This is a genomic window from Streptomyces sp. T028, assembly GCF_048159505.1.
Lineage (GTDB): Bacteria > Actinomycetota > Actinomycetes > Streptomycetales > Streptomycetaceae > Streptomyces.
The window spans coordinates 202,262-224,169 of the sequence record NZ_JBLRVZ010000004.1; the positions used below are offsets into that span (position 1 = coordinate 202,262).

Below are 21,908 nucleotides of genomic sequence, written 5' to 3' on the forward strand. Positions count from 1 at the left end.
ACCGCTTCAGCCCGACGCCGCCGAAGTGAGTGACGTCGGTGGCTGCACGGCGCCAACAGGAGCAGGAGACGATGCCCGGGTGTCCAGGAGTTCGACGCCGTCAAAGAGGCGTGCGAGGTCGGCGTGGCTGTGCAGCGTCATCGGGGCCGAGCCTCGGCCGTTCCAGTAGTCAACGGCCGCGGTCATCGCCTCGCCGTCAACCTCGGTGGTGGGGTGGGAGATCACGAGGTGTCTGCCGGATGGTGCGGCGTTCATCAACCGCCATACGACAGTGACCGCTTCGTGGATGTCCATGACGAAGTTGAGGACGCCCGGCATGGTGATGGCGATCGGCTGCTCGAAGTCCAAGGTGGCCGTCGCAGACCGCCGGATCGTGTCGGGTGGGTGGCATTTGAGCCCCCTATACGACGTGCATGAGATCACGGACTCCTGGATGGTCCTCGTACGGTTGCAGTGCGGCAGCCACCTCTCGAAGCCTGGACTGCGCACGGGCCGATTCGACGCCATCGGTGAGTTGGGTCGCCTGCAGGGCCAGTGCGGTGCAGGCGTCGATGTCGCCCGAGACGCGATAGGTATCGGCCAGGTCAAGCGTCGCGAGCATGTGATCGCGGGGGTAGGCAGGGCCAGTCATGGCCAAACGCTGCTTGAGGTAGGGCGTTGCGTCCTCTGGCTTGCGCGCGGCGAGCCAGGCGCGGCCGGTCGCTGCATCGAGCGCGTGTGGGGTGAGCCACTGTGACCACCAGGGCCCGTCTGTGCCGGCGTCCTGAAGGAGTTCGTGACCCTGGTCGCGTGCCCTGCTGAGCGCGTCGGTGTCGCCACGGCGTCCTGCAGCGAAGATTTCCCGGTCGGCGATGACCGCGCGCACGCGGAGTGGGAGATCGCCGTGGGAGGCGACGTCGAGGAGCGTCTTGGCTTCCTGATGCTGCCCGATCCAGGATGCCTGGTAAGCGGCCGAGGCGAGGAGGTTGTGCGCCGCGAAGCGGGCAGGACCGGCCGGTCCGACCTCGCGGGCCATGCGTAGTCCGGTCTGGTAAACGCGTTGCGCCTGCGCATGGCGGTCCGCGTCGAACAGCATCCACCCGTACTGCTCACAGACCTCGATGAAGGCTGTGTGCAGACGGTCGGCCTCGGCATTGCGGTAGCGGGCGTTGATGACGACGCGAGCCACGCTCTGCCACAGTCCGTGCGCCCAATCGAGATTGCTGGAGCTGCCTTCGGTGTCGTCCAGGTCGCGTAGCTCTTGGACGCCTTTTTCGATGCTGGCGACCAGGCGGGGAGAGAGGCGGTCGCCACCCTGTGCGGCTCTCAGAGCCCCGCCGGACATGAGCAGTGCCAGGCCGGGCGCTGTGACAGCGGCACCGCTGAGGAGGGTACGGCGGTCCATGGAGTCGGGGTCTCCCATGCTGATCTCATGGAGCAGGTCGGGCAAGGCGGCATCGCCGGGGGTGTCCAGGCATTGACGGACAGGTCTGTTCTGGCGGCGTCGTGGCCCGTCCCAGCCCAGTTCCTGGGCCGTCACACGGCGTCTGGCTCGGAAGCTGAGCACGGCGAGTGCGTCCGCCTGATTGGCCTTGTCAGGTCGGACTGGCACCGGCCTGATCCACGGGTACGCGCTCTTGAGGTGCAGCGCCGATAACCCGCGACGGGCACGCAGTTCGTTGATTCGCGCGGCGAGCTGTTCGGGTTTCATCCCGAGTTGCTTCAGGAGGACGGCAAGCGGTGCTGCACCTACCGGCTGTGGCTCCACCACGGCACTCCTTCCGGGCGCACAACGCGTCTGTTGACGCTAGCGCGAGGCGCTGCGAATCGACACCTGACGCGGGTGAAGCCTGGTGTAGGTACACCGAGTCGCGTACGTACACCCCGTCCACCCCGTAAACCGCGCGGACGACTACTCCCCGGGCCCCGTTTGCGGTTCTCTGTCGTGCACCGAACGCGGAGCAAGGGGGAGGAAAGTGGATCAACCTGCCGATTCTCTGCAGTGTCGCGGACTCGACACCACGTGTACGGGGCTGGGCGTTCAGCGTCTGGATCCTGCCGAGCCCCCTGCCGTCATCGGCGAGCGGCTGATCAAGGATCGGCTGCCGACCGAGCGGCGCCCGGCTGGACTTGGCAGCCCGGTCCCGTTCCTGCCCGGACGGTGGCGGATCTCCTGATGGCCCGGACCGGATCCGGGCGGGAGTCGCCACCGGCGAGTGAGCCGACCGCTTCGCGAACTGGATCCGCTGCCTGGAGCTGCGCGCCATACCGGGTGCCGGCGCTCACGCCACGAGCCGGCCCCCCTTGCTCTGCACCGCCGAACTGGCCGGGTCAGCGGCATCGCTGCGCCCTGCACTCCACACCGGAAGGAAACCAGATGAACGCCGCCGACGAGGCCGTGGCCTCTTCTCACCTGGCGCAGTCCCTGGCCCCGCCGACGAACAGTTCCCCTCCGAGCCGTGGGCGGAGGCCCACCGCCACGGGCGCGAGCATGGCGCTCGACGACCGATGGCACGCCCAGAGCGCTTGTACGGATGCGCGGGCGGCCACCAGGGGTGACGTGGTCGGACCGAGCGCGAGCGGACAGACCCGTTACCCGCGCTACTTCAGTCGCGCTGCCGGGGCTTACCTGTGGGATCTGGACGGGAGGCGGTACGTCGACTTCAACCTCGGGTACGGGCCCGTCGTCCTCGGGCATGCCGATGAGCGGGTGACCGAGGCGGTACTCGCTGAACTGCACAACGGGAACTGCATCGCTCCGCTGTGGAGCCGCCGCCAGAGCGAGCTAACCGACCTGCTGGTCTCGGTGGTACCCGGCGCGGAGATGGCATACCTGCTCAAGACCGGGTCCGACGCGACGAGTACGGCGGTACGGCTGTCCCGGATCTTCACCGGGCGCGACAAGGTGATCCGCTGGGGCTACAACGGCTGGCACGACTGGGCCGCCGGTACCCCGGCGGGCATCTCGGAAGCGACCCGCGCCGACACGATGTTGTTCGACTACAGCGATCTGCGCACGCTGCGGAAGGCGTTCGCCCGTCATCCCGGGCAGGTGGCGTGCGTGCTGATGATGCCGTTCGGCGACGAGACGGCGCCCGAGTGCCACCTGCAGAAGATCCGCGACATCGCACACGAGCACGGGGCGCTGTTCGTCCTCGACGAGATGCGCTCGGGGTTCAGGGTGGACCTGTCCGGTGCTCAGGGGCTCCTGGGCGTCCAGGCGGACGTCAGCACGTTCAGCAAGGCCATGGCGAACGGGCATCCGATCTCCGCCGTCGTCGGGCGGGCCGACGTGCTGTCGGCCTTGGCCCGCACCCGGATCTCGTCGACGTTCTACGCGGACCCCGCACCGATGGCCGCGGCACTGGCCACGATCCGGATCCTGCGTGACACCGACGCGCTGGAGCGGATCTGGAAGGCCGGCGCCGCGTTCCAGGACGGCCTGGCGGCGCTCGTCGAGCGGCATCAGGTGCCGGCCCGGGTGGTCGGGTACCCGCCGATGCCGTTCCTTCAGTTCACCCACCCCGATCCGGTCCTGCGCGAGCGGCTGAGCACGGCCTTCGCCGCCGAGGCGGCGCGGCACGGGGTGCTGCTGCATCCGAGCCACCAGTGGTTCCTGTCCGCCGCCCACACCCGCGAGGACATCGAGTTCGCGCTGCACGGATGCGACCAGGCGCTGGCCGTGCTCGAAGAGGTGCTCGCGACACACGCCGTCTGATCAACGCCGAAGCCCCGCCCCCGGGCTCGCACCCCGGCGCCGACGTCGAGGCGCGAGCCTGCCCGTCGACGGTTGCCCGCCCGCGACGGCACAGATTCCTTCGCAACTCGCCGACAAGGTTCGGCCGAAGCACTGAGGAGACCACGAGTGACGACAACCCGGCTGATCGCGCCCTCCGACACGGAACAGGCGACCAGAAACCGGCTCATGGAGCTGTTCGCCGAGCGACCGATCCCCGAGGAGGCGCTGCTCGACCACCTCGAAGTCTTCATGCGCCCGCAGCGCATCAACGAGATCCTCACCCTCGACCAGCTCTACCGGCACATCCTCGGCGTCCACGGGATCATCGTCGAGTTCGGCGTCCGCTGGGGCCGCCACCTGTCCGTGTTCAACGCGCTGCGTGCCCGCCACGAGCCGACCAACATGTACCGGAAGATCGTCGGGTTCGACACCTTCACCGGTTTCCTCGACCCGGCTCCCCAGGACGGCGACTCCGACCGCGTCTTCCCGGGCAGCATGAGCGTCACGCCCGGCTACGAGAACTACCTGGAACAGGTCCTGCGCCTACACGAGGCCGAGGCGCCGATGGCGCACATCCAGCGTTTCGAGCTGTGCAAGGGCGACGCTCCGGAGCAGCTGGCCGCCTACCTGGAACGCAACCCGCAGACGATCGTGGCGCTCGCCTACTTCGACATGGACCTGCACGATCCGACCCGCAAGTGCCTGGAGCTGCTTCGCCCGCACATGCCCGCCGGCAGCGTCCTGACCTTCGACGAGCTGACGCACCCGGACTTCCCCGGTGAGACCGTGGCGCTGAAGAACGCGATCGACCTCACCGGCCACCGCGTCCAGCGGTTTCCGCAGTCGCCGTACCCCGCCTTCGTGGTGCTGTGATGTGCGCCGTCACGCAGGTCCTGCGGTGGGCTGCCGGTGCGCCCGACTTCCCGGAGGACCAGGACTTCGACGACCGTGAGCTCCTCGACCTGATCGGGCAGCACGCGCTCAGCGGCCGTCTGGCCCGGCGCCTTCCCACGGGACCGGCATGGCTGCGCGACCGGCTCGGCGGGCCCGTAGCGGCGATGCATTCCGACACCCAGGCGCTCGCCGAGGCCCACATCCGTGCGGTCGACCGGATCGTGGCCGCGCTCGGCGAGCAGCCCCCACCGGTTCTGGTGAAAGGGATCGCGACCGGGCTGCTCACCGGTGACAAGCACCTGCTGCGGTGCGGGGACATCGACCTGGTCTGTGCCGACGGGGGGCCGCTGATCGAGACGTTGACCCGGCTCGGCTACGAGCGCACCCGGGAACCGTTCCTCCACGAACTCGGCGAATTCACCCGTGAGGGCGTCGAGATCGACGTGCACGCCTACGTTCCGGTACCCGGCTACGGTGCGGTGCGGAACGCGGACCTCACACCCCCGCAGCGGGAGACCTGGTATCAGCCGCGCCGTGCTCCCTCGATGCACCCGATCCGGCACGGCCGGATGGTCGACGGCGGCACCGTCACGGTGGGCCGGGTCCAGGTTCCCGACCCCTGCCTGCTGGCGATCGTGCTCTGCGCCCACGCCTTCCTGAACTTCACCAACATGTGGTCTCTGTCGCATCGCGCCAAGCCGTACGTGAAGCTGGCCGAGCTGGCCGACGTGCACGCCTTGGTCCAGCACGAGGCATTCGATACGAAACGGTTCCTCGCGTTGGTCGCGGAGCTGGACGCGGGGGACGCGGTGAGCTGGGCGGGCTGGGCCTCGACCGTGCTCCTCGGGAGGAATCCGCTGCCCGTACCGGCTGGCACCGGACCGTTTCCCCGCTGCCTGTGGTGGGACTTCTGGGCGCGGCTTCCGGTCGACGAGGAGACGCTGCTCCTGCCCGGCTGGTTCGACCCCGCCGCCGTGAACCCCCTGCTCGGAAGTCGGATCGAACTGGACACCGGCCGCCCGGCGCCGCCCTGGACGGTTGAGGTCAGCCGCGACGGCGACCTGGTGACGGTCATGGTCGGCCTGCCGGAATCAACCGACGCGGCGACCGAACGCGGCCGGGTCGACTTCGGAGCGAGCGGAACGGAGTGGGTCCTGTCCGATGGACAGCTGACCGCTGTCGGCGGCCACGACACCTGTGACCTGCTGACCGGGCGGCGCGTCCGGCTGCGCTACCGCGTCCCCCGCGCAGGCGGCGAGATGCTGGTCGGCGTGGCCGAGCAGGACGCTTCCGGAGCGCTGCTGTCGGCGGTGCTGCGTCCCGCCACCTGGCAGTCGGCGGCTCGGGTGGGTGTCCGGTGATCCGCGCCGCTCAACTGCCTGGATACTCCTGGGACACGACCGGGCGGGTCGAAGCGAGTGTCCAGGCCCTGATCGGTGAGCGGCTGGCGGAGCTGCCGGCGCGCGCCGCCGCGGTGGCGGCCCGGCTGCGTGAGGTCACCGGGGACTGCCGCCTGGTCGCGGTCTACCTGCGGCCGGACTCGCCCGACGGCGTCGTTGGGCTGTGTGAACGCCTGGCGTCCTCCGGGAACGCTCAGGAGCGCGCCCGGTTGCAGCACGAGATCGGGCGGCGCCGGTTCGCCCGCCCTGGCACGGCTGAGGCAAGCCTCACGGGCGACCTGGGACGGGTGCTGACGGCGGCCGACGACCGTACCCGGGCATACGTACCCGATCACGGGCGCCGGGACATGATCGGTGCCCTGCTGCACCACTTCGGCACGGGTTTCTCGGACTTCGTGGAGAGCCAGCACGAGGTGCCCGGACCGAACGCCCGCCTGCGCCAGGGCATCGTCAAGTCGTGGCGTCTGCCCGACGGCACCCGAGTGATCAGCAAACGCGCCAACCCGGCCAAACCCGGCCGGTTCGCCCAGGAACAGTTCGCCTACCGCGCCATCGCCTCCCGGCTCGCCGGCCCGGTCACCTTCGGTCGGGACCTGCGTCTTCAGCTCGCACCACTGATCGCGACCATCCGGGACGGCGCCACCGGGCACGTCTACGCCGTCTGGCAGTGGGTGCCCGGTGAGACCGCCGAGTCGATGCTGCTAGCGCCGGGCGAGCACACGTCGCTGCTGCGCGACTACCGGGATCTGATGGACGCCCTCCTCGACCGCGGCATCCTCTGGGGCGACCTGAGTCCCCGCAACGTCCTCGTGCACGACGGCCGGCACTATCTCGTCGACTTCGAGAAGACACAGGTCCCGGGCAAAGGCCCTGTACCGCACGGGGACCGGGTCGCCTACTGCCGCGGTCAGATCGGAGTCGAAGAACTCGGGGTCCTGTGCCCCGAAGCCCAGGTCCGCGCATGCCTGCACGGCTACCTGGACCCCGACGCCTGGGACCTTAATGCGCCCGGCCCGGTGCAGTTCCCGCCGCGCCCGGAGGTGACGGCGGTTCTCGCCGGACGCGGTGTCACCGACCCGGACCTGGGCACCTACAACCAGGCCGACCGGCAGATCTGGCAGGTCCGGTCACCCGACCTCGACCCCGTCACCGGGCTGCCCCGATATCCGGGCCTGGTCAACTTCCGTGTCGAGCACTACCTGAGCTGCGCCGGTCGCACCGACGCGGACGACTACGACCGCAAGACCACCGAGATCCTGATCGCGGGCCGCCGGCACGGCTGCTTCAACGAGGCGGTCCAGGCCGTGGCCGACGCGGTGGACGAGGCAGAACGCCAATTCGTCGTCGCCGAGGTCGCCGAGCTTCTCGCCGGCAACGACACCGGGCCCGTCACCGCGCCGCACGCGGCAATCCGCGCACTGGTGGACCGCATCGACGCCCTCGACACCGCCCGGCAGGATCCCGACCACTTCCGGTCGGCCTGCACGACCCTGGGAAAGGAAGGACGATGACGCACCCGCCCATGCTCGGGTCCGTGTCCTTACGCACGGATCAGGTCGTCCGCGTCGGCCCTCTCACCCTGCGCATCGCCAGCGACGTGCCCGACTTCCCCGCGCTGCACTACTTCAGCCGCGCCGCCCGAATGCCGGTCGGCGCCGTGCCGGACGTGGAACTGTGGTGCCTGTCGGACGCCGATCCCGGCCTGCCCGCCGACACCACGGCGCGCGCCCTCAACTTCGCCTCCGGCTACTACGTGACCGACCATTTCGGCCCCCCGGTGCGGATGTCTAGCTCGGGCAACCGGATCGTGCTCGTGGGGGACCACCTTCAACGGCTGGTCTGGCCGTACATCGTGAAGTACCTGCTCCTTCGGCACACCGCCGCCACCGGTGGGCTCTTCCTCAAAGCAGCCGCCCTCGCGGTCGGCGACGCGGCGACGCTGGTCGTCGGCCGCGGTGGCGCTGGCAAGTCCGTCCTGGTCACCGGGCTGTGCCGGAACGGCGCGACGTTCATCACCAACTCACACGTGGTCCTCGAAAGCGGCGCCGTCCAGGGAGTCGCGAGCACCATGCGGATGCGGCCCGGCCCCTGGCTGGACCAGGCGGCGACTACCGCGGCCCTCGACCCACGCGAGCGCCTCGTCGACCCGTACGACGCGTTCCCCCACCACGCGGGCGCCGCGGTGCCCCTGCGCGCCATATGGATCGCCGACTTCCGCGCCCCTGGCGAACACGACGTGCACCGACTGCCCCCGGCCGAGGCGGCTGGCATCGTCGAACAATTCGCCTTCGGGCTCAACGTCTACCGGCTCGAAGAGGACCTGCTGGACCTGTGCGGCGGCGACTACCGGGCCTTCTCCACGCACTACGGACGGATGCGCGCGCAGCTGCACGCGGCGGTTACCAACTGCCCCACCTACCGCGTGCGCTCGGACGTCCAGCTCACCGCACATCGCGACCAGCTTCTCCAACTGCTCTGTGACGGAGGTACATCATGAGGGGCGCCCTCATCGGCTACGGAACCATCGCGACCGGTCACGCCATCGGATACCGCAACACTGCGGGCATCGACGTGATCGCCGCCGTCGACCCCACCCCGGCACGCGCGGCAGCCGCCCGCAGCGCCGGGCTGCGCGCCTACGCCACCTACGAGGAGATGATCGACCACGAGGCTGTCGACTTCGTCGACATCTGCACGCCGCCCAACAGCCACGCCGGTTACATCGAGCGCGGGCTGCGCGATGGTCTGCACGTGCTGTGCGAAAAGCCGGTGCTGATGCCGCACGAGGGCCGCTACGACCGCGTGCTCGACCAGATCGCGGCCTCGGACAAGGTGTTCTACCCCTGCCACAACTACAAGTTCGCGCCCATCCTGACGGAGATGGAACGGGTCGTGCAGAGCCCCGGCTTCGGCGACGTCCTGAGTGCCCGCTTCCGCACCCTGCGCCAGGGCCATGCCGTTGGCGTCCCCGAGTGGAACCCGCACTGGCGGCGCGATCCGGTCATCGCCGGTGGCGGGATCCTCCGCGACCACGGTCCCCACAGCGTGTACCTGGCGACCCACCTGACCGGACGCACGCCGCTGGCCGTGTCCTGCCTGATCGGTTCCCTGCGCCCCGACGGGCACACCGGCACGGAGGACACCGCGAAGCTGATCATCCGGTGCGACGACGATGTCCAGATCGAACTGGATGTGACCTGGTCGGCCGGCTACCGCAACAGCTACTACTCGATCATCGGCAGCGGCGGCTGGGTCACCGTGGAGAACGACGACGTCCAGTACAGCCTGAACGGCCAGCCGCACCGTGCGGCCCTGCGATCGAACTTCGACGACCCCAGGCACCCCGACTGGTTCGCCGCGATGTTCGCCGACTTCCTGGTCAAGACCCGGCACCCGGAACAGGCGGCACCGCTGCTGGCCGAGTCTTTGACGACCTCCCTGGTGATCGACGCGGCCTACGCCTCGGCCGCCGACGACGGCCGCTGGGTCGAGCTGGCGCCGGCACAGAACCTGCTCATGGGCGCCGCGCGATGACAGCGCCGAAATTCAGCACCGGCCCGGCGACACTCGACGACATCCGGGACTGGCTCAGCAGCCGGCCCGGCGACCGGACCGTGCTCGCCACCGGCTGCTTCGACCTCCTGCACGCCGGACACCTGTGCTTCCTGGAGCAGGCAAGACGGCTCGGTGACCTCCTGGTCGTCGGCGTGAACAGCGACCAGTCCGTCCGGGACCTCAAAGGCCCCAACAGGCCCATCGTCGGCGAACGCGAGCGCGTCACCCTCGTGGGCGCCCTGAAGTGCGTCGACCGGGTGTTCCTCTACGACGAGCCCACCGCCGACCGTCAGATCCGCTTCCTGCGTCCGCAGGTCTTCGCCACCGCGCGCGCGAGCATCTCCGCGTACCCGAGCGAAGTGGCCTCCGCCGTCGAGGTCGCGGCACAGGTGCACGCGATCGACCGGAATACGCCGTACTCGACGACCAGGCTCGTCGACACCCTGCGAGCGAATGTATGACGGAGAAGGTCATCGCCACCGGCAGCGCCTCATGGATCCCGGTGCCGCATCTGATGGAGGTGGTCAGCGCAGGCTTATCCCCACCACAGCACCTGACCACCGCGGCCTTCGGCCTCGTATCCGAGACTCAAGGCCACCTGCTACTGACGCACGTCAACCTTCCCGGACGGGGCTGGGACGTGCCCGGCGGTCACATCGACCCGGGTGAGGACGCCCGGCAGGCCGCAGCGAGAGAAATCAGCGAAGAGACCGGGCTTCTCGTACCTGCCAAGGCGCTGGCGCTGCTCGGATGGCAACGGTTCACCTTGCACGAGAAACCGCCAGCCAGCTATTCGTACCCGTACCCGGTGTCGTACACGCTGATGTTCACCGCGCAGACCGGCCTCGCCGATCCGCCGGTGGACCCACCCCCGGACTCGGAGTGCGGGCCTGCCGGATGGTTCACCCCTGCGCAGGTCCGGCAACGGTGCGCGACCAGCACCTGGCTGCCCTTCCTCGCCCTGCTACGCGAGGCCCGACATCACGCCGACTTCCGCTAGAACTCAGAAGCCTGAGCGTCCCGCGTCGGGCACGAGGAGAACCCGATCGAGAAGGATCACCTGCGTCTACGCCGGGCCGCTTGGGGAACGCTCCTCAAGCGGCCCGAAGCCCTCAGGCACAGGGATACCGAACCGCTGGCACAGCAAGGGCACGTCGTGGCGATCGACATCACGAGCCGGATAGCCGGTATGCCAGCGCACCGCCCACTCCGCCGACTCGCAACGCACTGCAGTTCCGGCAATCGAACCACGTCCGGCGAGGGCCTCAGCCGGAAAGGGACCGCCCCCCACCACGGATCCGTAATGCAGCGATCCGTCCGCGAGCGGCTCGTAGAGGTGCAAGTCGATCCGCAGCCGAACACCGTCGTGCAAGACGAAGTTCCACGGCCTGTCGCCAGGCCACGGAAAGATCCGGTCGACACCAGCCTCAACGAACGCGACGAACAACTGCTCAAGATGTGCGGCCGGCGCCCATACGTCAAGGTCGGAATGTTCTCGCGTCTGCTCCCCGAGCAGCGCATCCACACCCCATCCGCCCCCGATACACGCATCTACGCCGTGCGCGTCGAGCCGCTCCACAAGCGCGACTACATCCTTGGCTGACATCGAATAGTGGCTCACCGCATCAGGGTAGAGGCCAGCCCGACCCCAAATCCGGCGATCACTACGGCTTCACCAGACCGGATCCCGGGGAGAGACACCAAGATCGCCTACAACGAACTGCCCGCGGCTCGCGGCGAGATAGCACAAGACCGACTCAGCGCATCGCGCTGAATACGAAAGCGGTTGCTCGCCCTCCTGTGTACTGCGCCGACGATCGTCCGGGCGGGAGTTTTGGTGGACAGCGTCTTGGTCCGCAATGTGCGCTACGGCTCAGGCGGCGCCTTCCGTCGACATGGGGCGGGTATGGCTGACCAGCCCCATAGCCCGCTCGATCTTGATCTCGATGACCACGCGCTCGGGATCGGGGCCTGGCATTCTGCCGTACCTCTCGGCGTAGCGGGCCACTGCGTCATCGACAGCGGCAGCGTCGGTGACAACTTCGGCCCTGCCCTCCAGGGTGGCCCAGCGTCCCCCGTCGACCTGACAGACAGCGACGCGGGCTTCGCCAGGACGTGACGCCTGGATGTTGGCGACCTTCCTACTTGATTTGCGTGTGATAACGCGAGCTACCCCCGCATCGGCGTCAAGAGTGACACCCACGGGCACCACATGCGGGCTGCCGTCGGAGCGCATCGTCGTCAACGTGCACAGATGGTACTCAGTCCAGAACTCCAAGTAGCCAGGAGCCTGACTGGATATGTCACTAGCCATAGCCTGGAGGCTACCGACGATCGGCACCTCGATTGGCTCAAAAGTGACCACTTCCACACCAGAGCCAACCCTCCAAGCAGAACCACATTGCCGCTTTGATAGATCGATGTCCGCTTTCAGGTCAGATGAAAAGTCTCAGATTCATAACGGATGTGATTGATCTTCGTTGTGATTGTGGCGCTTGCGAGCTGCGCGCGAGGCCCAATTTCAAGCCATGATCCAGAGCAACGTGTGCCGATTTGTGGCGACCTCACACTCAACACCGCCGGTACGTGAGCAGTGACTCAGAACCTTGCGCCGATTCGAGCTTCGCGTAATGTCCGATGGCGTTCCCGATGCATGCCGACGGCATATGACTTTGCTTCTTTGGTCGTTCGCGCTAGTGATCTTTCGCTGCTTGGGAGTCCTGGGGAACGCGTCCTGCGATTCACGGCCCGGCCGCTCGCGACCAACGACGCGCTGCCCTGGACGCCCGTGACCACTTGCGGCCGCGCTGTGCAGAGGGGACTGGATGCTGTCGACACGGGCGTGGTCGGCGCCCGGCTTCGTGTCGGCGCGATCAACGGCTGGCGCGAAGGGGATTACTGATGTGGTCGGAAAGACATGACCGCAGCGCGGCAGACCCCAAGGGGCCTGTGCAACGCTCAGCAAGCCGTCGCCGACTGGGGCGGTGGCGTACCGCCGACAAGCGGGCGGTAGAGCGGGAACTGCACCGCCGCCTGCGGCGAGAACTTCGAGAGCTCGGTATACAGCCTCCCCTGAACCTGGAGGAGCTGGTCCGGGCGCTCAGCGAGAGGCGTGGACGCCCGATCGTCCTGCGCCCCTTCCCGCTGGAGAAGCCGGGGCCCTCGGGACTGTGGATCGATATGCCGGATATGGACGTGATCCTGTACCAGCAGGAGACGACCCGGCTGCACCAGCGGCAGATCATCCTCCACGAGATCCTCCACATCCTCGTCGCCGAATGGGAGGAGGACCAAGCCACGCCGGAGGAATCCCCGGACGACTTCGTCGAGGGCTGGGCAACCCTCATCCCCGTCCTCGATCCCAAGCTGATCCGGCGGGTCGCCCGCCGCTGCTCGTACGAGGACCAGGAAGAGTGCTCGGTCGAACTCGCAGCCACGATCATCCTGGAGTGGTCCTCGGTGCTCGACGAACTCCCCCCGCTGTCGGAAGACCCGGAGGTACGTCGGGTTCAGTCCGCCCTAGGCGACCGGCGAGGGTGGTTGTAGTCCGTGACCAAGATACTCCTGCTGATCATCGCGGCTGCGGTCATATGGCGGCTCTACCTGTGGTCGCGTGCCCCACACGACGCGCCCACCCGCTCGGTCGCCCTCTCCCTCCTGAGCGCGGGCCTGTCCTATCCGGTAGCCATGCCGGGGGGCAGCACCGGCATCGACACCGTCGCCGGGCACGGCACGGCAAAGCTGGTCCAGAACGTCCTGCTGCTGGGGACGGTCTACTTCCTGATGTGCTTCTACCTGTACTCGGCCGACGGGCAGGCGGCGCGGCGCCGCGCCCGGTGGGAAGCCATCGTCGTGACCGTGGTCGCCGTGGCGATCACCTTGGCGGCCGTGAGCGTGCCGCACGAGGCACTGGCCGGCTCATTCAGCACGGCGGACATGACGATCTCCCAGGTCGCCTTCTTCTACGTCGGCGCCGGCCTGTATCTGATGTACGCGCTCGGGGCTGCCGGATGGTGGTCCGCCCGCTATGCCCGCATGTCGCAGCGCCCGCACGCTACGGGGCTGTGGATGACCGCGATCGGCCTCGGGGCAATGGCGGTAGCCTGCGCTGTCCGCGCGGTCTTCGTCGCCGTCCGGTGGAGCGGGGGGTCCGTGCCGCACCAGCTCACGGTGAGCGTGGCGGTCGGGCTGGTGGTGTCGAGTCTGCTCTTCGTCGCAGGCATCACCTATTCGGGAGTCCGCGCCAGGATCACGGCGACGCGGCTGTGGCTGCACCGGCGGCGAGATCACCGTCGGCTGACCCCTCTGTGGCAGCTGCTGATTGAGGTCTACCCCGAGAATGAGCTGCGCCCTGCTTCCCGCGGGCTCTGGGACCGGTGGCGGGCGCGCGGCGTGCACCGCCGCTACCACCGGCGGATAGTGGAATGCCGGGACGGACTCGTCGACATCAGCCCCTACCTGGTGCGCGGCGAGGACGGCACCGACCTGCTGGACCTTGAGCCGACTCAGCTGGCCCAGCGCCTGCGATCCGCCGTAACCATGATCAAGAACGGCGACCCGACGCCGGGGCAGGCAGTCTCCCTGGCGGTGCCGCAGGAAGACGACCGGAATGCGGATGTCCGCCAGCTGATCGCGGTGTCCGAAGCACTCCGGCTGACCGCGTGACCGTGGAAGAGCGAGGGAGACGAGACGTGATGCTGATCACCGCCCGCCGGGTCCTGACCGGCTCCGGGACGTACCTAGAAGACGGCGCTGTCCTCGTCGAGGGCGACTCGATTACCGAAGTCGGGCCGCGCACGCACCTCGCTGACCGCGCCGACGGCACGCACCTGGCGTTTCCCGACGCAACGGTGATGCCCGGACTGATCGACGCGCATGTACATCTCGCGTTCGACGGTGGCAGCGAGCCTGTGGCCACCCTCGCAGCGTCGAGCGACGAGAGACTGCTTCAGGACATGCGCCGGCGCGCGGAACAGCTCCTGCTGAGCGGTGTGACGACGGTCCGCGACCTGGGCGACCGAGGCGGCCTGGCCTTCCGCCTCAACGAGGAGATCAGCCGGGGCAGCACTCCCGGCCCTCGTATCGTGGCCGCGGGCACACCGGCGACCCCACCCGGAGGCCACTGCTATTTCCTGGGCGGTGAGGTCTCCGGCGTGGCCGAGGTCCGTGATCTCGTGCGGCGCAACCTCGCGGCCGGCGCCGGCGTGATCAAAGCGATGGTGACCGGTGGCGGCCTGACCAAGGACGGGCCGAAGAGCTGGCAGAGCCAGTTCTCCACGGAGGAACTCCAGGCCCTGGTGGACGAAGCCCATCAGGCCGGCGTGCCGGTGGCCGCGCATGCTCACGGAGCGGACGGTATCGGCGCGGCCGTAGACGCCGGCGTGGACACCATCGAGCACTGCACCTGGATGACGAGTGACGGCTTCGATCTTCGTCGGGACGTCCTGAAGAAGATCATCGACCAGGGCATCGTGGTCTGCCCGGCCGTCAGCCCGCACTGGCAGATGCTACCGAAGTTCTTCGGCGAGGAGCGGGCGGCAGCCATGTTCGCCCTTGTCCGGGAGATGGCCGAGGCCGGCGCCAAGCTCGTTGCCGGAACAGACGCCGGCGTGCAGCGAGCCGGGTTCGACGGGCTCGTGCCAGCACTCGCCTTCTACAAGCATCTGGGCCTGCCCAACAGCAGGATCCTCGACATGACCACCGCGGACGCGGCCGGAGCCCTCGGGCTGGGCGAGAAGACGGGCCGGATCGCGCCCGGACTCATCGCGGACCTGCTGGTCGTCGACGGAGATCCGCTGGACGACCTCAGCGCCCTCCGCCAGATCCGCACTGTGATCGCGGCAGGACGAGTGCACCAGCCGGACTCTCCGGCACAGAAGAAGCAGTAGCCACGCCACCGGCCCGCAACCTCAAGGGCTGCGGGCCGGACTACTTGCCCGTGTCCGCTTCTTTCTCCTCCAGCTCCGCCACCAGCTCGTTGACCAGCGCCAGCGCCTTAGGCGACAGGCCCCGCGAGCCCAGGCCGCGGGCCCTCACACGGCCCACGGCACCCTTCTTCGCGGCGGCCAGCAACTGCAGCCCCTCATAGACCTGGGCGGCCACAGCCTCGTCCGGCTCGAAGTACATCCGAGACACGCCGATCACGGCGGCCAGCGCGTCCAGGACCGCGGGCGGCGCCGTGTCCGTGACACCGGTCCGCAGATCGGCGAAGTCCCCCTCGGTGATGATCGCCGCCCCGGCATGGGCATTCACGTCGGCCGCCATCTCGGCGTCCGAGGGGGGTCCCTGTGGACCGGGATACGAACGCTGCAGAATCAGCGTGATTTTCTCGGCGAGGGATCCCGGCGGTCCGCTGAACTCCGCGGCAGTAGCTTCCTGGGCTCCCGGCTCTGCCGCCGTGCCGTTCTTTCTCGCCTCCGCGGCGGCCATGGAACGGTCCTCGGCCCGGCGCAGCTCCGCTTCGCTGACGCAGTACTTCGCTGCCAGGGGTGGGACGTACTTGTCCTTGAGCCGGCGGTCACCTCGTTCGGCTCCCGCGACCGGGCCGGCGCTCTTGGTTCCGATCACCGCGGCCGTCTCGTACTGGTAGATGCCGGCATCGCAGCGCAGGTCAGCCAGGTCGGGCAGGCCGGTACGGGGAAACAGATCGTCGAGGTCGCCCCTGAGCGCCGCCGCGTATGCGGGTAGCTTCTCCGGATCGGGCGAGGAGTGGCCAGCCTCCCAGTTCGCTACCGCGGAGTCGGACACGCCCAGCTCTGCCGCCACCTCGCTCTGGAGGATGTCGGCAGCTCGCCGTACCGCGCGAGCACGGTGTCGGTCGAAGTGACGGGCAGGCATCAGACCTCGCTTTTTCTGCAAGTTGAAGCGAATGCATCTTGTTGACTTTTTCTTCGGCTGGGAATAGCTTCAGCGTAGCGAAAACAGGGTGCCTTCGCATACAGCTGGGCCTCTGGTTTCGGCCTCCCCACCAGCCCCTCCTGGCTGCGGTGAGGCCCACACCTCGTGCGAGAGGTCCCCTCTTCGCGACGGCGCGGCGTGCTCCATCTGCGTGTCCGGGGCCGGTAGCGCCCCGCCCTGCAGCGGGCAGCCCGTTCTCCCAATCCCCGTCAGAAAGTCCGAGCCATGCCGCAGCACCTCTTAAGCCGAGCGGCCAACCCGCTCGAGGCGTGCGCCGTGTGACTCCGGGGACCGCCGCCCCTTCGCTTCGCTCCGCCTCGGCGGCCCGCCCTCGGCGGTGCCGCGACAAGTTGTAGAGGATTCAAGAGCTAAGTCTGGATGTCGTGCCAGGTCACACGTATGTTGCTGGTCCCCCCGCGGGGCACCGGCCCCGCTGCGACCTGCACGAGAGGAGAAGCGTTGCGACGCGCACCGCCCCGAGCCCAGGGCTACGGCCCGGAGAACAGCGTCGGCGTCTGGGAGCGTGCAACTCACAGACGCCGATCGCGAGATGACACTCCTGCCTGTGCAAGGGCGGGAGATTCACCCATCACCGCACCGGCCCTTTCCACGGGGCGTACCGGCGCGGGTTCACTTCACAGGAGAGTTTCGCATGTCGACTGCCCTGCGCAAAAGGCCACTGTGCCTGGCCGGCGCGGCAGCCTGTGCCCCTTTCACGCCGTCGGTGCATCGCAGTGGCGGTGATGCCTGATGGCACGCATCCGTACCGTCAAGCCCGAGATGTTCGAGTCCGAGTCACTGGCCGAGTGCTCGGTGACCGCCATGCTCACCTTCATCGGGCTGCTGACGCAGGCCGACGACTCCGGCCGTCACCGCGACCACCCGGCGATCATCGCCGGTCGGCTGTGGGCCCTACGCCCGGAGCACACGGCCGCCGACGTCGCCCAGGACCTGGAGGAACTGGCTGCCGCAGGGCTGATCTGCCGCTACACCGGATGTGACGGGCGGACGTGGCTCCACGTCGTGACGTGGGAGCAGCACCAGAAGATCAACAAGCCCACGGCGTCCCGTGTGCCGCGCTGCCCCAGCCACCAGGGCAGTCAGCCGTGCGGCAAGTGCCAGACCGGCGATTGCTCCACGGCGCGCACGGAAGTTTCCGTGACGTCTCCCGGAAACCTCCGGGAGGACTCCGGGAGCCCGCAGGGAGCGGTGCACAGCCCCATTCCCGCCGCCACCGCCCCTGCTGAGTCCGCCCCCGGCGCCGGTGAACCTGCGTCTGGGCCTCCCGACGGGCTCGCTGTCCCTGCTCCGGCACCGTCCGGGAAAACTGCAGGTGGGGTGGCATTCCCGGAGGGCTCCGGGAGGACTACGGGAGGAGTACCGGAGGACTCCCGCTCTGGATCTAGGATCTTGGATCCTGGATCTTTCCTTACGGGGCGCGAGGCGCCCACACCCGACACCGTCCCCGGATCGGTCTCCGCCAAGGAGCTGGTGGCCGAGTACATCCGGGACTGTCAGCGCCGACCACCGGAGGACTTCCTCGGGCTGCTGGGGCGCAAGGTCAAGGTCCTCCTGGATGAGCGCTTCGAGCCGCAGGACATCCGCGTAGCACTGGAGCGGCTGCGGGCCAAGGGGCTGCACCCCAGCGTGCTGCCGAGCCTGGTCAACGAGGTCGTCAACGCTGCCCCGCAGGCTGCCTCGGTGCCGTCGTCCGCCTCCGGCGCGGGGCCCTGGGCCAGCACCAACTCCTCCCGCTACACGCCGTACCTCAACCCGACCGAGCCGACGACGTTCGGAGGCCGCCTGTGACCCGCGCACACCTCGCCGACCCGCAGCCCGCCATCGGAGAGCGGCTCCGTGCCCGCCTGGAGGCGAAGCTGGCCGAACGCGGCATCGACCCGACCGCGCCGCTGCCGGACACCCCGGAGCCGATCCCGGCCCTGGAAGCCGCCCAGGAGCGCATCCCGGTCGACTACCGCGACGCCGTGGTCGAGCACCCCGACGTCGCCGCCTGGGTGCGCACCATCACCGAGGCAGCCGTCGAGCCGAACGCGGGCGGACTCAACCCGCACTTCGGCACGGCCGGGCGCCGGCGGATCGCGCACGGCCCGTCGCTGCTGCTGTGGGGCGACACCGGGGCCGGCAAGACCCACCAGGCGTACGGGGCGATCCGGGCCCTGACCGCCGCCGGGTGCGGCGTGACCTGGCACGCGGCCACCGCCGCCGACCTGTATGCCGACATGCGCCCGCAGGCCGGTGTCGACCCGGAGCACATGCTGCGCCGGATCGTGCGGGTGCCGCTGCTGCTGCTCGACGACCTCGGCGCCGCCAAGGGCTCGGAGTGGACGGAGGAGATCACCTTCCGGCTGGTGAACTGGCGCTGCCAGAACCGCCTGCCGACGATCTTCACCACGAACCTGCCGCCCGTCCGCGACCGCAGCGTGCCCCCACAGCAGCCGGTCCTCCGCGACAAGATCGGCGACCGCGTCCTGTCCCGCCTGTCCGGCATGTGCACGCCGGTCCACTTCACCGGCCCGGACCGCCGCTTCCTCCGCCGCTGAAACCCGGCCCCCTCCCCCTGACGCCACCTCCGGTGCGGCACCGCCGCGCCCTCACCCCGCCTCACCACCGCGCCGCGCCGTATCCACCCGCCGTCGGCACCGCGCGCCCCACCGAGGCGTACCCGGAGACTTCCTTGCGCACCATCACCACGAACGACACCGCGCGCCCGACGCTGCGCGGGATCGCCGACCACAGCTGGCACGCCCGCGGCCTGTGCTACGGCATGCCCGCCGAGGACGCCGACGAGCTGTTCTTCCACGCTCCCCGCAGCCACGCGGCCATCGCCGAGGCCAAGTCCATCTGCGGCCGGTGCCCGGTCAAGAAGGACTGCTTCAACTACGCCCTCGACAACGAGATCCGCCACGGCATGTGGGGCGGGCTGACCGAGGCCGAGCGCCGCCGCTGGCACGCCAGGGTCAGCAAGCGCCTGGACTACAGCCGGGTGCTAGCCGCCTTCCAGGGGCGGGATGTGCACCTCAGCGAAGCCGAGCGCGAAGCAGTGGTCCGGCACGCCTACGCCCGCGGATGGACGGTCGAGCGCCTCGCCTACACGCTCCAGCTCGAACTCGAGTGGGCCAAGGACCTGATGCGGCAGGCCGCCCACGACGTCACGGATCGCGACCGCTACTGGGGCCTTTACGACGAGGAGACCGACGCCACCGATGAGGAGCACCCCGAGGACGAAGGGGAGGACGGAGACGAGTCCGAGGTGACCACCTCGCCCGTGCCCCGCCAGGTCCACACGTCCGCCCTAATCACCGCGCTCGGAAAGGCTGCATGACCCACCCCACCGCTGCACCTCCCGCCGCAGCCGCTGCCGGACGGAGCGAAGAAGCGCCTCACGATCGCAACCACCCCGACGAAAGAGTCCAGCAGGTGGGCACCACCAAGACCCAGCGCATCCTGATCGTCGTCGGCGCCACCCTGGTCACCGTCGTCGCCATGGCGGCCAGCGCCGACACCCTTGCCGCCCTCGGACGCGCCGTGGGCTGGGGCGCCGTGCTCGCCTGGTCCCTCCCCGTGAGCGTCGATGCCCTGGCACTCGTCGCCGGCCTCGCCTGGATCGCGGCAGGCGTCGGCCGAAAGCTCGGCCAGGTGCTGACGCTCACGACCGTCGCGGTGTCCGTCATCCTCAACGCGGTCGGCCACCTGGTGTCGACCGGGCACCTCATAACCAGCCCCTACTTGGTGATCGCCGTGTCGGCCGTGCCACCACTGGCCGCCGCACTGGCCGTCCATCTCGGCGCCACGGTCAATGCGGACCGGACCCTGATTCCAGCCCAGACCACTGCGTCAGCCAAGGCCGGCCCCGGCACACCTCGTACCCCCGGCAACGAGGAAGCCGTGCCTCTGGCGCGGGCCAGCGCGGACCACCGGCCTCCTGCTGACAGCACTGGCGGACCAGCGCACCAGTCTGGTCCGGAGCACACGGTCCAGGGCCATGCCGGGGACCAGGCAGGTGGGCAGGTTCGTCTGCAAACCACAGACCAGCCGACGGGCTCCGATCCCGCGGACCACGACGCCGAGGCTCCGGACCAGCGGGCCAACGCCGTGCCGGACCACGCGGGCCAACCTGCGGACCAGGCAACTGGTCCCGGTCTGCAGGAGACAGTCCGCAAGGAGCGGACCAGCAACACCGCAGGTCACGCAGCTGCCGAGCCGAAGCGGCCCGCCGACCACGAGCGCGCAGACCACGTCGGCGGACCGGTCGATGAGGTCGATCGGGAGGGCACGGACCACAACTCACCTGCAGACCAGATGCAGGCCCAGGACCACCCGCAGGACACGGACCACACTCTGCGCACCACGGGCCAGTCGACACAATCCGCTCCCCCGGACCACGACGCTGAGGCTCCGGACCAGCGGACCAGCCCTGCCCAGGACCACGCGGACCAACCTGCGGACCAAGACGAGGACGACTCCTCCGGTGGTCTGCAAGGCGCGCGGACCACGCGCCCGCACGGTGCCCCGCCTGCAGTGCAGACCGCCCCGGCGGACCAGGACGACGACGTCCCGTGGGAGGTGAAGGTCGAGGTCGCCCGCAAGGCCGCCCTTGCAGAAGGGCGGATGACCCGCAGGGCCATCCGGCCACACCTGCGCAAACACAACATCAAAGTCAGCAACGAGCTGTTCGGCGAGCTCCAGGACCACCTGTACGCGGACCCGACGCTCGCTCACCTGCCCCGCACACCGAGGAAGACCCGATGAAGACTTGCTCATCCTTCGACCGCATCAAGAGCGGCTACGAGCGGGACATCACGTACCTGGGCAACCATGCCAGGGTCCACGAGGGCACACGGGCGGGGAAGGTCAGCGCGACAACCGTCCACGGTGTCAAGAGCCGCATGGCCAGAGCGCTCAGCAGGCACTACGAGCGCTGCCCTCTATGCGGCTGACACCCGCATAGCCGCAGGTCATACCCCCTGATTCATCCCTCTGACGCGGTGGTCCGGACTTGTGCCGGGCCGCCGCCCGGCCATGGAGGACCCGCCATCCACTCCCGCAACCACCGCACGTCCCTCCCGACCGGCGCCGAGGCAGCCGCCTGGGCGGACGTCCTGGTCCGCCACCAGCTTGTGCACGCGGCGGTTTTGGCCCCGAACGGCCAGTGGCTCGTCCAGCACTGTGCCGAATCGCCCGCCCGCGTCCTAGATGGGCCAGCCGCCATGGTCGAACTCGTCGCCGAAATCCAGCACCAGATACGCACCACGAGGCCCCGAACCCGATGACGAACCCGACGACAAACCCCACCCCCGCGCCAGGTGAGCCCGAAACCAACTCGACCTCAACGCGGTCGGGTAGCCGGAGCCCATCTCTGGGCCCCGGCCCCCTCAGAACCGGACGTGCGCCTTTCAACGCATCCGGCTCAAGCAAGCCGCGAG

Annotated in this window: 21 protein-coding genes; 16 read left to right on the forward strand and 5 right to left on the reverse strand. The window is 69.0% G+C overall.

All coding sequences use genetic code 11. The features are described from left to right. Positions 1–6: 6 nt before the first annotated feature. Positions 7–348: an SAM-dependent methyltransferase gene (locus ACLZN2_RS04270; RefSeq protein ID WP_416976982.1), complete on the reverse strand. Its 342-nt coding sequence runs from the start codon at positions 346–348 to the stop codon at positions 7–9. Between the two features lie 52 nt (positions 349–400). Next, positions 401–1,750, reverse strand: coding sequence for an XRE family transcriptional regulator (locus ACLZN2_RS04275; protein ID WP_416976983.1), 1,350 nt, complete (start codon positions 1,748–1,750; stop codon positions 401–403). 606 nt (positions 1,751–2,356) lie between these two features. Here ACLZN2_RS04275 and ACLZN2_RS04280 point away from each other — a divergent pair. The 8 genes from ACLZN2_RS04280 to ACLZN2_RS04315 all read left to right on the forward strand — a co-directional run bounded on the left by ACLZN2_RS04280 (position 2,357) and on the right by ACLZN2_RS04315 (position 10,567). Next, a complete protein-coding gene (locus tag ACLZN2_RS04280; RefSeq protein ID WP_416976984.1) occupies positions 2,357–3,697 on the forward strand; it encodes an aspartate aminotransferase family protein in 1,341 nt (446 codons plus the stop codon). Between the two features lie 147 nt (positions 3,698–3,844). Next, positions 3,845–4,591 (forward strand): class I SAM-dependent methyltransferase, encoded by a 747-nt coding sequence (locus ACLZN2_RS04285; RefSeq protein ID WP_416976985.1) that lies wholly within the window; start codon positions 3,845–3,847, stop codon positions 4,589–4,591. Further along, entirely contained in the window at positions 4,591–5,973 is a 1,383-nt protein-coding gene (locus tag ACLZN2_RS04290) for a nucleotidyltransferase family protein (protein ID WP_416976986.1), read from the forward strand. The genes ACLZN2_RS04285 and ACLZN2_RS04290 overlap by 1 nt, the downstream gene beginning before the upstream one ends. Then, positions 5,970–7,523: a hypothetical protein gene (locus ACLZN2_RS04295; RefSeq protein WP_416976987.1), complete on the forward strand. Its 1,554-nt coding sequence runs from the start codon at positions 5,970–5,972 to the stop codon at positions 7,521–7,523. Before ACLZN2_RS04290 ends, ACLZN2_RS04295 begins: the two co-directional genes overlap by 4 nt. A 23-nt stretch (positions 7,524–7,546) precedes the next feature. Further along, positions 7,547–8,509, forward strand: coding sequence for a hypothetical protein (locus tag ACLZN2_RS04300; protein ID WP_416976988.1), 963 nt, complete (start codon positions 7,547–7,549; stop codon positions 8,507–8,509). Then, positions 8,506–9,546 (forward strand): Gfo/Idh/MocA family protein, encoded by a 1,041-nt coding sequence (locus ACLZN2_RS04305; protein WP_416976989.1) that lies wholly within the window; start codon positions 8,506–8,508, stop codon positions 9,544–9,546. Before ACLZN2_RS04300 ends, ACLZN2_RS04305 begins: the two co-directional genes overlap by 4 nt. Further along, positions 9,543–10,028: an adenylyltransferase/cytidyltransferase family protein gene (locus ACLZN2_RS04310; protein ID WP_416976990.1), complete on the forward strand. Its 486-nt coding sequence runs from the start codon at positions 9,543–9,545 to the stop codon at positions 10,026–10,028. Before ACLZN2_RS04305 ends, ACLZN2_RS04310 begins: the two co-directional genes overlap by 4 nt. After that, the gene (locus tag ACLZN2_RS04315) at positions 10,025–10,567 is read left to right on the forward strand and encodes an NUDIX hydrolase (RefSeq protein WP_416976991.1); all 543 of its coding nucleotides are present in this window, start codon (positions 10,025–10,027) and stop codon (positions 10,565–10,567) included. Before ACLZN2_RS04310 ends, ACLZN2_RS04315 begins: the two co-directional genes overlap by 4 nt. Positions 10,568–10,633: 66 nt before the next feature. Here the strand turns inward: ACLZN2_RS04315 and ACLZN2_RS04320 are convergent, their stop codons facing one another. Both ACLZN2_RS04320 and ACLZN2_RS04325 read right to left on the reverse strand, forming a co-directional pair. Beyond that, the gene (locus tag ACLZN2_RS04320; protein ID WP_416976992.1) at positions 10,634–11,188 is read right to left on the reverse strand and encodes a nucleotidyltransferase domain-containing protein; all 555 of its coding nucleotides are present in this window, start codon (positions 11,186–11,188) and stop codon (positions 10,634–10,636) included. Between the two features lie 252 nt (positions 11,189–11,440). Beyond that, positions 11,441–11,932 (reverse strand): pyridoxamine 5'-phosphate oxidase family protein, encoded by a 492-nt coding sequence (locus tag ACLZN2_RS04325; protein WP_416976993.1) that lies wholly within the window; start codon positions 11,930–11,932, stop codon positions 11,441–11,443. A gap of 584 nt (positions 11,933–12,516) precedes the next feature. On the opposite strand from ACLZN2_RS04325, the gene ACLZN2_RS04330 reads away from it, so the two are divergent. Genes ACLZN2_RS04330 through ACLZN2_RS04340 form a run of 3 tightly spaced genes read left to right on the forward strand, consistent with a single transcriptional unit; the run spans position 12,517 to position 15,455 of the window. Beyond that, positions 12,517–13,113 (forward strand): hypothetical protein, encoded by a 597-nt coding sequence (locus ACLZN2_RS04330; RefSeq protein ID WP_416976994.1) that lies wholly within the window; start codon positions 12,517–12,519, stop codon positions 13,111–13,113. Positions 13,114–13,116: 3 nt separating this feature from the next. After that, on the forward strand, positions 13,117–14,232 hold the full coding sequence (locus tag ACLZN2_RS04335; protein WP_416976995.1) for an MAB_1171c family putative transporter: 1,116 nt from the start codon (positions 13,117–13,119) through the stop codon (positions 14,230–14,232). Between the two features lie 29 nt (positions 14,233–14,261). After that, positions 14,262–15,455: an amidohydrolase family protein gene (locus tag ACLZN2_RS04340; protein WP_416977010.1), complete on the forward strand. Its 1,194-nt coding sequence runs from the start codon at positions 14,262–14,264 to the stop codon at positions 15,453–15,455. A gap of 40 nt (positions 15,456–15,495) precedes the next feature. Here the strand turns inward: ACLZN2_RS04340 and ACLZN2_RS04345 are convergent, their stop codons facing one another. Continuing rightward, positions 15,496–16,404: a helix-turn-helix domain-containing protein gene (locus ACLZN2_RS04345; protein WP_416976996.1), complete on the reverse strand. Its 909-nt coding sequence runs from the start codon at positions 16,402–16,404 to the stop codon at positions 15,496–15,498. A gap of 810 nt (positions 16,405–17,214) precedes the next feature. On the opposite strand from ACLZN2_RS04345, the gene ACLZN2_RS04350 reads away from it, so the two are divergent. The 5 genes from ACLZN2_RS04350 to ACLZN2_RS04370 all read left to right on the forward strand — a co-directional run bounded on the left by ACLZN2_RS04350 (position 17,215) and on the right by ACLZN2_RS04370 (position 21,422). After that, a complete protein-coding gene (locus ACLZN2_RS04350; RefSeq protein ID WP_416976997.1) occupies positions 17,215–18,273 on the forward strand; it encodes a hypothetical protein in 1,059 nt (352 codons plus the stop codon). After that, entirely contained in the window at positions 18,270–19,025 is a 756-nt protein-coding gene (locus ACLZN2_RS04355; protein WP_416976998.1) for an ATP-binding protein, read from the forward strand. Before ACLZN2_RS04350 ends, ACLZN2_RS04355 begins: the two co-directional genes overlap by 4 nt. A 32-nt stretch (positions 19,026–19,057) precedes the next feature. Beyond that, complete coding sequence (locus tag ACLZN2_RS04360) at positions 19,058–19,807, forward strand: WhiB family transcriptional regulator (RefSeq protein WP_416976999.1); 750 nt, start codon at positions 19,058–19,060, stop codon at positions 19,805–19,807. Between the two features lie 95 nt (positions 19,808–19,902). Continuing rightward, positions 19,903–21,234 carry a DUF2637 domain-containing protein gene (locus ACLZN2_RS04365; protein ID WP_416977000.1) on the forward strand — a complete coding sequence of 444 codons (1,332 nt, stop codon included), beginning with the start codon at positions 19,903–19,905 and terminating at the stop codon, positions 21,232–21,234. Next, entirely contained in the window at positions 21,231–21,422 is a 192-nt protein-coding gene (locus ACLZN2_RS04370) for a hypothetical protein (RefSeq protein WP_416977001.1), read from the forward strand. Before ACLZN2_RS04365 ends, ACLZN2_RS04370 begins: the two co-directional genes overlap by 4 nt. Positions 21,423–21,908 lie beyond the last annotated feature (486 nt).